This window comes from Roseobacter fucihabitans, assembly GCF_014337925.2.
Classification (GTDB): domain Bacteria; phylum Pseudomonadota; class Alphaproteobacteria; order Rhodobacterales; family Rhodobacteraceae; genus Roseobacter; species Roseobacter fucihabitans.
Map to the genome: position 1 here is coordinate 1,520,267 of NZ_CP143423.1, position 12,775 is coordinate 1,533,041.

Below are 12,775 nucleotides of genomic sequence, written 5' to 3' on the forward strand. Positions count from 1 at the left end.
GGGTCCTCTTTCCAACCATCGGGCGTTTCTTTTTGCGCCGACGCATATTCCCGACGTCGTTTGATGACATCGTGTGGCGAGGCGTTGAGGTTTTAAAGCGTTGTGGGGCGGTAATGCTCTCACGCCGCGGTACTTTCACGGGGGGGTGCGGTCGCGTTACGGGGCCAATGAAAACTGAACGTGGCACCCTCACCGGGATGAGAGATAATTTCGACACGGCCGCCGTGTAATTCAACAGATTTCTTGACGACAGCCAATCCGATCCCCGTGCTTTCGGGGGTATCGCAGGTACGCAGGGTCTGGAACATTTCAAATATCTTCTTGTGATATCTGACGTCGATACCCGGCCCATTGTCTGCGACGCTAAAGGCAAAGGTGTCGCCTTTGTCCTCTACGCAAACCCGAATTCTCAGCGGTGTCCGGCCATCGTGGTATTTGACCGCATTGCCGATCAGGTTTTCCAAAACGCGCCTCAGGTTGATCGTGTCGGTTGTGAGAGTTTGGACGGGCGTGTCCAGGACCAGCTGATCGGGCTCCAGGTCCAAATCCGCGATCATTGAGGTTATGAAATCAGTAAGCTCGAGGGGGCTGTCTTTGCCATAGGTTTCGCGGATACAGGAGAATTCGAGGATTCCAGATGTCAGGTCATTCATGCGTTGAACGCGATCATGGATAAGGTCGATCGCCGTTGTGACCTCCGGGTTGGCATCCTTTGAGCTGCAATAATCCTCCAGGTCCTCTTTGAGCATATCTGCAAGGCCGGCAATGCCGCGTATCGGTGTTTTCAGATCATGGGAAATGACATAGGCGAATTGTTCGAGTTCGACATTCGATTTGACCAGCTTCTCCTTTTCGCTGCGCAATGCGTCGGTCACCTTTTCCGCATAGGCGACAGCTTTCTTGTTCGTGCGTGCCATCATGATGATCAGCGCGATAACCAGTACCTCAATCAATACCCCTGCAATCAAAAACAAAACGGGCTGCATATCGCTATTGTTATGGCGAAAGGCGAGGTTGGTTCTGATGTCCAGCCGCCACTGGCGACCGTATAGATCCAGCGTCACCTGTTCAGCAAACATGGGATTGTCATCATGCAGGTCTTCTGCCGTCAGGTGCTCATCATAAATCACCTCATCGGCATCGCTGATGCTGACACTTACGTGGCGCAGATGTTTGGCCAGCAGACCGTCCATCAGCCTGTTGACGACGAAAGGTGCATAAACCGTGCCTGAAAAACTTGCGCGCCGCTGTTCAAGGGTGTCCAGCGGCCCCTCTTTGTAAATGGGGGCGTAAAACAGGAATCCGGGCGTTGAACTGGCATCCTGCACCAGGACGATGGGTCCCGTGATCTGCGCGTACCCCGTGTCGCGGCTGGCCAATGCGGCGTTCCGGCGATTGGTCTCATGTGCAATATCGAGGCCGATGGCGGCAGAATTCGCGGCTTCCGGCTCAATGAATGAAATTGGCATCATGTGATCACTGTCATGGTCGGGGAAGATCTGAAATACGTCCCGCTCGATCCCGCGCGCGTCCAGGTAGGCGTCGAGCATGTCAGGGCGCAGATAGTGGATGACACCGATACCGTTGATGCCGGGATACTTATCCCCAATCCGCATCTTCTCCGTGAAAAGGCGCCACTGCTCCAGCGTCATATCTCCGCCCTGCGAATCCATCGCCGACACCCCCGCCCAGAGCGCGTCCTCATATCGTGCCATGCGATTTTCGATCAGGCCAACGATCCTGTCGCGTGAGGCTTCAAACCGCTGCTGTACTTTGATTTCGGTTTGATGCTTTGTGTATTGCCAAATGGTAAAGGTCACCGAAAACGACAAGGCGATGACGACAAGATGCAGCGGCGTAATCTGGCCACGATGAGGTTGCATTTTCATAGCAACGAGTCCGAACAGGTTGTTGGATGAGAATACATTTCCGCAGGATAAAGAGCAGAAGATAAGAAGCGGTTAAGTGTTTGCAGGGATCTTGGTGACCTGTGGGCGTAGCGTCTCAAAGGGGCGCTGACTGAGGCGTTGGCTGGCGGCATTACCAAAATGACACGGGCATCCGTGACGCTTGTGTGACTATCCTGCGTAGCCGAAAAGCCGGGGCAGCCAGAGGACGATGTCGGGCCAAATGACCAGCCCCATTAAGGCCATCAGAAGCGCGATCAGAAACGGCCAGATTTCGCGGATGATTTCGGAGAGAGGAATACGCGTTACCGCATTGAGAACGAATAGCAAAATACCATAGGGTGGCGTGATCAGGCCAATCATGCAATTGACTACGGCGACAACGCCGAAATGCACCAGATCAATGCCCAATTCGCGACAGGTTGGCAGGAACAGCGGAATGATCACCAGGATGATGGTGGTCGCATCCAGCACGCATCCCAACAGCAGGAACAGCAGGTTCACACCCAGCAGGAACAGCAGAGGATCGACGTCCAGACCCACCAGTTGCTGGGCCAGAACGCTGGGGATGTTTTCGGAAGCGACCACGTAGTTGAGGATCAATGCACCGCCGATGACGAGGCCCACGGCGGCAGAAGAACGCGCGCTTTCCACCAATATCCCATAGAGCGCGTGAAAGCTCAGGGCGCGGTAAAACAGCGCCGCCAGCACCAGCGCATAGAAGGCCGCCACGGCTGCGGCCTCCGTGGGCGTCGTGACGCCGCCGTAGATCCCGTAAAGCAGGATCGCGGGCATCAGGAGGGCGGGGAAGGCGTTGATTGTACGCCCCGGTAATTCAGAGAGGGGCACGGGATCTTCGAGCGCAAAGCCGCGCCGGTGGGACAGGAAGCTGTTCATCGCCATCAGAACCAGGCCCATCATCAGGCCGGGGATAATGCCGCCCAGAAACAAATAACCGATGGAGGTGTTGGACACCAAAGCATAGAGCACCATCGGGATTGAGGGGGGGATGATCGGGCCGATTGTAGCGGAAGCCGCCGTGATCGCAGCGGCGTAACCGCGGGTGTAATGGCCGGATTTGGTCATCATTTCGATGATGATCTTGCCGATCCCCGCCGCATCGGCGACAGCCGAGCCTGACATGCCCGAAAAGATCAGCGAGGCGACGACGTTGACATGCCCCAACCCGCCCCTGAAGCGACCGACCAGGGCGACACAGAACGCCAGCAGCCGGTCGCTGATGGTGCCCGCGTTCATGATGTTGGCCGCAACGATAAAAAGTGGGACGGCCAGCAGGATGAAGCTCTGATAAAGCCCATCCATCAGGACTTTGCCCGCGATACCAATGCCCTGACCCGATACCGTCAGATACCCCATGGAGGCGATCAGAATGGCGTAGGCAATCGGCGCACCGATCCCGGCCAGAAAGAACAGCAAGCCGATACAGACCAGAAATTCAGTGCTCATGCGCGCGGGTCTCGCGCTGGTTCTTCGACGCCGTAGCGGATGGCGCGGTAAACGGCCCAGGCGTATCGGAGCGACACGGCGATGAGAAAGAGAATATAGATTGAATAGATGTCGCGCATGCGGATCCAATCGCCAAGGATCGAGGACAACGTGGCGGTCTTTTTCAACCGCAGGATGTGGAATTTCGCCAGCGTGGGTTCGATGGAGGCGATCAGGCCGATTGAGATCGTCAGCCCGGAGATGATAATAAACCAGCGCCGCAGCGCGGGGCGCACATTCAGGAATATGATATCGAAAGTGACGTGATCGCGGTCCCGGACCACAAAGGCATTGCCCCAGAAGATCAGCCACACCCAGAGCAGCAGGCAAAATTCCAGCGTCCACCCGTAAAGTGAGGGTTCCAGCAAAGGAAAGCGCGCGGGCAGCCATTCCAGACGCGCAGAATAGCGCACTGTGATCTGGAGAATGAACGTCAGAAACATCAGCGCCATCATGCTGGCGGCCACGGCTTGTGCCATGTGGCGCAGGGCGGAGGTGAGTGACGTCATTGAGTATCCGAAAGCGAGGGCGCGGGGATCACGCCGGACAGGAGGTGCGCGTCATGCGCCCCTCCCTGGTTTTATTTGGCCTTATCAATTGCCAAGTGCATTGATCTTGTCGAGCGCGCCCTCAGGCCAGCTTGCCGCCAGTTCTGAGCCTGCGTATTGGCCCTGAACATGGGTGCGGAACGCCTTGAGGTCCGGTTCATAGACGGCCAAACCCTGCTCCTTGAGGAAGGACACGAGGTCTTCTTCTTTCTGGAGCTGTTTGTTGCGCCCGCTTTCAGCGGCGGCATCGGCGGCTGCCTGAACCTGTGCTTGCTGCTCCGCGCTCAACCCGTCCCAAACCGTCTTGGAAAATGCCACGTAATTCAGGTCGACCAGATGCGAGGTCAGGGCGATCTGGTTTGTCACCTCGTAGAATTTCGCATCTACGACTGTTGGTAAGGGGTTGTCCTGCCCATCCACGGATCCGGTCTGAAGCGCGGTGTAAACTTCGGTAAAGGACATCGGCGTGGGGTTCGCACCCAGCGCCTTGCCCAGGAACTGCCAGGCATCCGTGCCGGGCATCCGCAGGTTGACCCCGGCCAGATCGGCGGGCGTCATGACGGTCAATTCGTCTTTGGTCTGGCGCAGGTTCACATGGCGCCGTCCCAAATACATGACAGACAAAAGCTTGACGCCAAGCTCGTCTTCGGCGGTTTGCTTGAAGGAATCCATCAGCGGGTCATTGAACACCGCCACCTGATGCGCTGCATCCTGATGCACGTAACCGGTCGCAAAGATCGAGAATTCCGGGAAGAATTGTGCCAGTTCCTGCGCCGAGGCAATCGACATTTCCAGATCCCCCGAGGCGATGGCCTCAAGCTCTGAGCCCTGCGCGATCAGCGAGCCGTTGTAATGCGGCTCATAGGTGGCAAACCCCGCAACGGCGGGCGCGAAAACCTCTGCCAGCGCGACCGAGCGTTGATCGGTTTCGGACGCGGGGGTCGACATGCGCAGTGTGATCGTATCTGCCGCATAGGCCGGCAGGGCGATGGTTGCGGCTGTCAGGGCCATCAGCGCGCGTCTTGTGAATTTCATCATGGTAAGGTCTCCTCCGTTTAGATCGCGGTGTTGCAACCGCTTGTTTATTCGCGAGGCCACGCCCCGTCGAAATCTGTGTCACATCCCCAGGGCGCGCCTTTTTGCGCTGTCGACATGGGTGTGGATGGCGGCGATGGCGGCGCTATTGTCCCGCGCCTCCAGCGCCGCGCAGATCGCCAGATGTTCATCCAGCACCGGCACCACCAATTCGGGTAACATGCGGGTATCTGAATTGCGGATCAGTCTGATTTTGATCGCATTGACCCGGTGAATGTCCGAAATGATCGCATTGCCCATCGCGTCGATGATGCGGTCATGAAAGGCCCAATCAATCTGCTGTGCCCTTTGCAGGACCTCTGTTGTGACGCCTTGGGTGGCCTGCGCGCGGATCTCTTGATGCTCTGCCAGAAGCTGTGCGATATCTTCGTCGCTGGCAGTGCGGCAATAGATCGAAACGGCCTCACCCTCGATGATATGGCGCAGTTGGAAGGCATTGCGCACGAGCTCCAGATCAATGGACAACACCTGGAGTCCGCGTTTTGGGACGGTTTTGATCAAGCCATCCGCCTCCAGACGCGGGATCATTTCGCGGATCGCTCCGAGCGGCATACCCGTCAGAGCGACCAATTCGCGTTGCGATACGATCTGGCCGGGATCGATGTCGCGCGCCAGCAGTTTCTGGGTGAAGTTGGAATAGGCGTGATCGCGCAGGCGCAGGGGCGTTGAGGGCGTCACGCCAGCACCTTTCCCGCAAAAGCCGACAGGATTGCGGCGCGCGCCTCCCCGCGTAAGGGCTTTAGGGGCGGGCGGAGGCGCGCCCAATCCGCGTTGTCGCTGCGCTGTGACGAAATCAGTTTCAACGCGGGGATGACCGGTACAGAGACAATATGTGCAACCTCGGCGGATAAGGCTTGATCCTCATTTTGCGTTTCAAAAAGCCGCGCCATGCGTTCGGGATAGAGGTTCGCCATGCCGCAGATGGAGCCCACCGCCCCCAGCGCCGCCGCCTTGTGCAACAGGCGTTCATCCCCTACCAGCACCGGGATTTGTCCGCTTTCAATAAGGGCGCGCGTGTTATCCCAACTTCCTGAACTGTCCTTGATCGCCATGATCCTCTCCGGGAAGCCCGCGCTCAGGCGCATTACCAGATCGACCGGCAGGGGCGCATGGCTGACTTGCGGAATGTGATAGAGAATAAAGCGGGCGCGATGATCCGCTGCGTTGAAAAGCCGGGCGTGCCAGTCAAAAAGCCCGTCCTCTTCAACGCATTTGAAGTAGAAAGGCGGGAGCAGCAGGAAATCTGTGATCCCCGCGTCGATGCCCTGCTGTATCTGCGCAAGGGCATCATCAAGCGCGCTGCTGCTGACACCCAGAGTGATTTTTGACGCAGATATGCCGGAGGCCAACAGTGCTGATATGGCCGCGGCACGCTCTTTCAGGCCGATGGAGGCACCTTCGCCCGTTGTGCCAAAGGCCGTGACCCCCTCTATGCCGCGTTTCAGAAGGTCACGCGCATGGGTGCAAAACAGCGAAAGGTTGATGCTGCCGTCTGCCCCAAATGGCGTTAGCAAGGCCGCCGAAATCCCAAAATGCGCCATATCACCCCCATGTTGGTCTGTCCCACGACGCCAATCTTCATATGGAGGTTAAAGAATACACGTTGACTGTCAATCTGACATGTCAGACCCTTGATAAGATTTTTACGCCGATCTGTGGAGGTTGAAACCGCATGGCAAGGGTTCTGTGCGCGGGGTTGATCGCGGCTGATCTGGTTTTTGATATGCCCTCCTTTCCAGTGGAGGGCGACAAGCACCGCGCGCGCGCCTCGCATTTGATCGGGGGTGGTGGGGCGTTGAATGCGGCCTGTGCGATTGCAGCACTTGGTGGTGAGGTCAGCCTTGCCGGCGCTGTTGGAGCGGATGTTTTCGGCATATTCCTGCGTCAAAAGATGCACGACCGAGGGATTGACGACACTCTGGTGCGCGACGTGCCGGGGGTTACCACGTCGCGCTCCACGATCCTGCTCTCGGCGGGAGGGGAGCGTACGATTATCAATCACCGGGAGGCCGCGCTTATGCAGGGCGATGTCGAGGTGCCAGAGACGTTTTCCCATGACGCGATGCTCGTGGATACGCGCTGGCCGCAGGGTGTGGTGAAAATCGCCCAGATGGCCCGGCGCGCAGGCAAGCCGGTTGTCGTGGATGGCGAAGCCCCCGTGAAATTGGCGATGCAGGTCCTGAAAACGGCAAGCCATATCGTCTTTTCCCAGCAAGGCCTCAAGGATTTTGCCGGATCATATGATGCGGATGCGCTGCAAAGCGTGGCCACAGATTTGGGCGTATGGTGTGCGGTGACGCGGGGGGCCTTGCCAACCGTCTGTTGCGTCGGCGAGGGGATCATGGAAATTCCGGTACCCGCTGTTGAGGCAAAGAACACCCTTGGCGCCGGGGATGCCTGGCACGGGGCGTTTACGTTGGCTTTGGCGAAGGGATACGCGGAACTGCAGGCCGTGCGATGGGCCAATGCTGCGGCCTCTCATAAGGTCCGTTTTGCGATAGAAACCGAAACCTTCGCAAGTACTGCGCAAACCGACGCTTTGATGGCGCAAATGCGCGATTGAAAATACCGAAAGGCACCGGCATTGAAGGCACCGGCATGGAAGGCATCGTTCCCAGTCTCAACACGCCCTTTGCGCAGGATGGATCGGTGGATCATGCATCCCTGCGCCGCTTGGTCGATCACACCGTTGCGGCGGGCTGTGGTGGCATGCTCGGGCTGGCCGTCGCGGGCGAATATGCGATGTTGGGATTTGAGGAAAAGACCGCGATGATCGAAACCATCGCCGCGACAAATTCAGATCGCATTCCCTTCATTGTGAGCGTCACTGCGCCGGATTTGGCGGAGACGCTTGACCTTTCATCTGTTGCGCGCTCGGCGGGTGCGCGAGGCGTCTGCGTACAGGTGCCCGCCGGTTTCGCGCGCCATGAAGCACTGGTGTTTCTCAACGATGTTGCGGCGCGCGGGCCCGGTTTGCTGATGGTGCAGGATCTGGATTGGGCAGGTCCGGGCAGGACGCTTGAAGATATCGTGTTTCTGCATGAAAACATCGAAGCGTTTTCATGGCTAAAGATCGAAACATCACAGGCCGGGGTGAAATATACCGCTGTCTTAAACGCCACAAACGGTGCCTTGAACGTCTGCGGCGGGTGGGCGGTTACGCAATTGATGGATGCCCTGGCGCGCGGGGTGCAGGCGTTTATCCCGACGGGGATGGAGCGTATTTACGTCGCCATTTTTCGCCGGTTCAAATCGGGTGATGTCGCGGGTGCACGGGCGCTGTTTGAGCGCGTTTTGCCGGTCCTGAATTTCTCAAACCAACATATCGACATCAGCATTCGGTTCTTTAAGGAACTCAGAAAAGCCGAGGGCCTGTTTGAGAGCGGTAAGTGTCGGCAACCGGGGGCGGTGTTTGATCCGGTGCAGGAAAGCGAAGCGGCGATTGCGATGGGCAGAGCGCTTGTTTTGGCAAGAGAGATTGACATGGACGTGGCTGGCCTGTCGTCCTAGCATTGTGCCGCTTTGAGGATGGTTTTGGAGATGACAACGGCGTTCAGAACAGGAAAAGCCCGGCAAATGCGGCACCGAACCCGAAACAAATCAAACTGGCCCGGCGCAGGATGCTCCCGCGTCCGATCAATCCGTAGGACATGCAGGACAACCCGGCACCCACATGCACAAATGCGATGAGCGCCCCAAAGGGTTCCGTGGAAAGCCGGATCAGGGCGGGGCTGGCGATCATGCTGAGCGGGATGATGTAGAGACCCAGCCCCAGAGCCATGGCGGTCAGGGCGACCTTGAGCCAGTTTTCCTCGATCATGCCAGCGGCGATGAAGACCGCGCCGCAAACGGGCGGTGTGATGGTGGAGAGAAGGGCGAACCAGAAGACAAAGAGATGCGCTTGCAGCGGTTCCAGGCCCAGATTGATCAAGGCCGGTCCGGCAACGGAGACGCAGATGACATAGGCCGCCGTGGTGGGCACCTCCATCCCCAAAAGCAGGCAGGCAAGGGCGGTTAACAGCAGCGCAGGCCAGAGCGCGCCGCCGGAACCAGATAAGATCACGGAGGTGATTTTAACGCCCAAACCGGTGATGCCCAAGACGCCGATGATGATCGAGGCACACAGGATAATCGCCGCGATCATGGCGACTTGTTTTCCGGCGTTGATCATCGCGCTGCCCAATCGCTCAAAGCCCTGCGCGATGTTGATCCGAGGCGTGGCGTCACAGAATAGCGCGAGCGTGGCGGCGAAGATCGCAAGGGCGGCGGCATATTGCGGGGTGAAGCCGAGAGCAAACATGGCGAACAGCAGGACCGAGAATGGCACCATGAAAAAGCCGGAGGTGATCAGCACCGCACGGCGTGTCGGACGTTGGTCTTCGGGGATGGCTTTGAGGTCATAGCGCTCTGCATAGGCGTTGATGCCCATCCAGACCGCCAGAAAATAAAGGATCGCGGGCAAAAGAGCGGCCAGCATGATCTGCGCATAAGGCACACCGGTCAGTTCTACCATGACAAAGGCCCCGGCCCCCATGAGGGGGGGCATGATCTGGCCGCCCGAGGAGGCGACGGCTTCCACCGCCGCCGCCAGTCGTTTGGGATAGCCCAGTTTTTTCATCGCGGGCAGGGTGATCGCCCCCGTCGAGGCCACATTCGCCGAGGCAGACCCGGAAATAGAGCCAAAGAGAGCAGAGGATAGCACTGAGACCTTGGCCGCGCCGCCCTTGAGGCGCCCGGCAGCGGCGGAGGCGACATTCATGAAGCCCTGACCGGCTTCGCCGGCGTTCAGCACCGCGCCAAAGATCACAAAGATTGCCACGACGCCAACCGACACCCCCGTGAGGCTGCCCCATATGCCGCCCTCTGCCACGACCAATGTGCCCAGAAAGCTGCGCAATGGGGTTCCGGCGTGACCGAATTCACCGGGGATATATTGGCCATAGAGCCCGTAGAGCAGTGCGGCCAGCGCCACCATTGGCAGGGGCCAGCCGATCATGCGCCGCGCGCCTTCCATGACAATCAGCAGGAGGGTGATGGCGAGCGCGACCTGAAAGCGGTCCTCCAGAAACCCATATTGATTGCGCAGCATCTGGTGATTGAGCGCGATCCACAGGCACCCTGCAAGGCCCACCGCCGCGATCACAGCGCCGGACAGGGTGGCCAGACGCGAGGTGCTGCCGAAGACAAACACCCAGGGCAGGATCAGCGCCATATGCAGCGGGCGCGCCACGAGATTTGGCACCAGACCATAGAAGATCAGCCCGATATGGAACACACAAGAGAACGCCCCGAGGGCAATCCATCCGTGCCGCGCAGAGAGGTTTTGCATTGTTGTAAGCCTTGATGCGCCCGGTCCCGCCGATCACGGAACCGGGCAGCGCATTACATGTGAGCGTCGTTCAATGCCGCGCCGATTTCTTTGTAATAGCGGATCGCACCGGGGTGGATCTGCGTGGTGATGTTGCTGAGCATGTCAAGTGACACGCCTGCCCACCAGGCGGCATCCCCGGCCATATCGGCTTTGGTTTCCCAATAGGTTTTGGTCAGAAGGTAGGCGGTGTCCTCGTCCATCTTTTCCGTCGTATAGGCGACAACGGGCAGCGATGTGGTGGTGATATCGCCGTCCTGACCGGTATAGGTGCCTGCGGGGATGATCAATTCGGTGCGCTTGGTCTGCGCGATCTGATCTGGGTCCAGCGACAAGACCGTCACACCGGTGGATGCGGCCGCTTCGATCACATTTGGTGCGGGGTAGGAGCCTGCGGTCACGAAGCCGTCGATCTGCCCGTTCTTGAGGGCGTTCACGGCGTTGGACAGTTCGGAATCCGCCACTGTGACCTTGCCTTCCAGCCCGAAGAGTTCGATGTATTTCGCCCCTTCACGCGCCCCAAAAGACCCGCTGCCCAGAAGCACCGTCTTGCCTTCCATCTGCGCGAAGGACGTCACCCCGCTGGCCTCTGACATGACGAAATGCATGGTCAAGGACGGAATCGGGAAAAGCGCGCGGATGCCTTCAAAAGAGGGGTCGGATTTACCCTCGAACATGGCTTTGCCACCCTGCGCCAGACCGATCAGGGCGGGGGGCGTGGTAAAGACGTAATCGCCGCCCCGCGCGCGCACTTCCATGACGTTTTGCACGGAGCCCTGGCTTTCCTCCACTGTGACGGACACATCGCCACCGGTGCCTGCTTTCATGGCTTCGGCGAATTGCACGGCCATCTGGAAGTAAGAGGAACCTGCCTTGGCCGATTTATAGGTTACGCGAGTTTCGGCGCTGGCCGCGGAGCCGAGCAGCATCACGGTTGCGGCGATCACGCCGATGGATTTGAAAAATGTCATAAGATGTCTCCCTGAAGTCTGTGCGCACAGTCTCTTGTTATGAGTGGAAGCGCAAGATTTCTTGTAAACCGATAGATTGGAAAACCGGGCGAAATCCCATTGGGGTCAAGGTGCAAAAATCGACCATAAACAGGGCCCGTTTGCGCGAGTGCATGCCTCTGTGGAATCGGCGGATCTTTGGGGTCTGAGCGCCGGGCTCGCCCCAAACACGCAATCGCCTGCGCGATACCGGGCCTTGTTTCGCAGGCCCGTGCCGTCATTGTCGGGTGAGCGGCGTCAGGTTTTGCCGTTGAGCGGCAATGTCACCCGCCCCATCTGCGCCAGCGTTAAACCGACTTCTTCTGTGATCAAATTCCAGTATTGTGCCAACCCGGCTTCGCCACCAGCGGCGATCGCAAATTGCAAGGCGCGGCCAAAGAAAACGTAACTCGCCCCCATGGCATAGGCTTTCACGACGTCTTCGCCCGACCGGATGCCAGTGTCGTAGAACAGCGGATAATCATCGCCGAGCGCCGCGCGGATTTTCGGGAGCGCCAAAATCGGGGGCGGGGCGCTATCCAATTGTCGCCCGCCATGGCTCGAGACCTGAATGGCATCGACGCCTTCTGCTTTCAGACGCTTGGCGTCCTCGACATGGGTGACGCCCTTGGCAACCAGGTTCCCGTCCCAGCTGTCGCGCAATTCCTTGAGGAAATCCCAATCCGCCAGCGCGCGGCTTTCGGTGCGATCAAAGGTGAAGCCATCCTGCTGAAAATTCGCCAAATCAGGCGCGCCCGCAAGTAGGCTGGAAATCGACCATTGCGGGTGCAGCGCGAAGTCGATGAATTGCATCGGCCCGATGCGGAATGGCATTTTGAAACCCCGGCGCAATTCACGCGGACGGCGTCCGACTTCAGGCACGTCGAGCGTCATCACAAGGGTGCGGTAGCCTGCGGATTTGGCGCGCTGCACCAGCTTTTTGGTGCCACTGCCGTCGCCGCTGAAATAAAGCTGGAACCAGGCGTGACCCTCGGCCACCTCGATGATTTTTTCCAGCGTGGTGGAGGCGACGGTCGACACGCCATGCGGCACCTGATGTTTCGCGGCCATGCGCGCCAGCATGAGATCGGCACCGGGACCAGAAAGATTGCACATGCCCATCGGGCTGATCCCAAACGGGGACACCCCCGCATGATCAAACACCGGCACCCGCAGATCGCGGTTGGTCACATTGACGAGCACGCGCGTCTGCAATTCAATCTCGCGCAGGGCGGCGAGATTGCGCGCTTCTGCAACGCCGTTTCCCGCCGCCCCGTCGATATAATCAAACACCATCCAGGGCAGACGCCGGCGCGCGAGGCGCCGGGCGTCGTCGTACGAATGGATGGCGCTTGCACCCAT

Annotated in this window: 11 protein-coding genes; 2 read left to right on the plus strand and 9 right to left on the minus strand. The window is 58.7% G+C overall.

Going from position 1 to position 12,775, the window contains the following annotated elements; translation table 11 throughout:
• Window positions 1–119 precede the first annotated feature (119 nt).
• The 6 genes from ROLI_RS07545 to ROLI_RS07570 form a co-directional block, all read right to left on the minus strand.
• Window positions 120–1,889 (minus strand): CHASE domain-containing protein, encoded by a 1,770-nt coding sequence (locus ROLI_RS07545; protein ID WP_187429811.1) that lies wholly within the window; start codon window positions 1,887–1,889, stop codon window positions 120–122.
• A 189-nt stretch (window positions 1,890–2,078) separates the two neighbouring features.
• Window positions 2,079–3,374, minus strand: coding sequence for a TRAP transporter large permease (locus ROLI_RS07550; RefSeq protein ID WP_187429810.1), 1,296 nt, complete (start codon window positions 3,372–3,374; stop codon window positions 2,079–2,081).
• The gene (locus ROLI_RS07555; protein ID WP_187429809.1) at window positions 3,371–3,922 is read right to left on the minus strand and encodes a TRAP transporter small permease; all 552 of its coding nucleotides are present in this window, start codon (window positions 3,920–3,922) and stop codon (window positions 3,371–3,373) included. Before ROLI_RS07555 ends, ROLI_RS07550 begins: the two co-directional genes overlap by 4 nt.
• 84 nt (window positions 3,923–4,006) lie before the next feature.
• Window positions 4,007–4,999: a TRAP transporter substrate-binding protein DctP gene (gene dctP / locus ROLI_RS07560; RefSeq protein WP_187429808.1), complete on the minus strand. Its 993-nt coding sequence runs from the start codon at window positions 4,997–4,999 to the stop codon at window positions 4,007–4,009.
• 78 nt (window positions 5,000–5,077) lie between these two features.
• A complete protein-coding gene (locus ROLI_RS07565) occupies window positions 5,078–5,734 on the minus strand; it encodes a GntR family transcriptional regulator (RefSeq protein WP_187429807.1) in 657 nt (218 codons plus the stop codon).
• A complete protein-coding gene (locus ROLI_RS07570; protein WP_187429806.1) occupies window positions 5,731–6,597 on the minus strand; it encodes a dihydrodipicolinate synthase family protein in 867 nt (288 codons plus the stop codon). Before ROLI_RS07570 ends, ROLI_RS07565 begins: the two co-directional genes overlap by 4 nt.
• A 131-nt stretch (window positions 6,598–6,728) precedes the next feature.
• Between ROLI_RS07570 and ROLI_RS07575 the strand changes: the two genes are divergently transcribed.
• Both ROLI_RS07575 and ROLI_RS07580 read left to right on the plus strand, forming a co-directional pair.
• Complete coding sequence (locus tag ROLI_RS07575; protein WP_187429805.1) at window positions 6,729–7,619, plus strand: carbohydrate kinase family protein; 891 nt, start codon at window positions 6,729–6,731, stop codon at window positions 7,617–7,619.
• Window positions 7,616–8,566: a dihydrodipicolinate synthase family protein gene (locus ROLI_RS07580; protein WP_187429804.1), complete on the plus strand. Its 951-nt coding sequence runs from the start codon at window positions 7,616–7,618 to the stop codon at window positions 8,564–8,566. The genes ROLI_RS07575 and ROLI_RS07580 overlap by 4 nt, the downstream gene beginning before the upstream one ends.
• A gap of 43 nt (window positions 8,567–8,609) precedes the next feature.
• Here the strand turns inward: ROLI_RS07580 and ROLI_RS07585 are convergent, their stop codons facing one another.
• The 3 genes from ROLI_RS07585 to ROLI_RS07595 form a co-directional block, all read right to left on the minus strand.
• Window positions 8,610–10,385, minus strand: a complete 1,776-nt coding sequence (locus ROLI_RS07585) for a TRAP transporter fused permease subunit (protein ID WP_187429803.1) — start codon at window positions 10,383–10,385, stop codon at window positions 8,610–8,612.
• Window positions 10,386–10,438: 53 nt separating this feature from the next.
• On the minus strand, window positions 10,439–11,395 hold the full coding sequence (locus ROLI_RS07590; RefSeq protein ID WP_187429802.1) for a TAXI family TRAP transporter solute-binding subunit: 957 nt from the start codon (window positions 11,393–11,395) through the stop codon (window positions 10,439–10,441).
• Between the two features lie 276 nt (window positions 11,396–11,671).
• Window positions 11,672–12,775 (minus strand): alpha-hydroxy acid oxidase, encoded by a 1,104-nt coding sequence (locus tag ROLI_RS07595; protein ID WP_187429801.1) that lies wholly within the window; start codon window positions 12,773–12,775, stop codon window positions 11,672–11,674.

Excerpts from the sequence above, each read along its gene's own strand:
- ROLI_RS07550 (WP_187429810.1), bottom strand. The coding sequence starts at position 3,374 with ATGAGCACTGAATTTCTGGTCTGTATCGGCTTGCTGTTCTTTCTGGCC.
- ROLI_RS07595 (WP_187429801.1), bottom strand. The coding sequence starts at position 12,775 with ATGGGTGCAAGCGCCATCCATTCGTACGACGACGCCCGGCGCCTCGCG.
- ROLI_RS07555 (WP_187429809.1), bottom strand. The coding sequence starts at position 3,922 with ATGACGTCACTCACCTCCGCCCTGCGCCACATGGCACAAGCCGTGGCC.
- ROLI_RS07570 (WP_187429806.1), bottom strand. The coding sequence starts at position 6,597 with ATGGCGCATTTTGGGATTTCGGCGGCCTTGCTAACGCCATTTGGGGCA.
- ROLI_RS07590 (WP_187429802.1), bottom strand. The coding sequence starts at position 11,395 with ATGACATTTTTCAAATCCATCGGCGTGATCGCCGCAACCGTGATGCTG.
- ROLI_RS07585 (WP_187429803.1), bottom strand. The coding sequence starts at position 10,385 with ATGCAAAACCTCTCTGCGCGGCACGGATGGATTGCCCTCGGGGCGTTC.
- dctP (WP_187429808.1), bottom strand. The coding sequence starts at position 4,999 with ATGATGAAATTCACAAGACGCGCGCTGATGGCCCTGACAGCCGCAACC.
- ROLI_RS07575 (WP_187429805.1), top strand. The coding sequence starts at position 6,729 with ATGGCAAGGGTTCTGTGCGCGGGGTTGATCGCGGCTGATCTGGTTTTT.
- ROLI_RS07545 (WP_187429811.1), bottom strand. The coding sequence starts at position 1,889 with ATGAAAATGCAACCTCATCGTGGCCAGATTACGCCGCTGCATCTTGTC.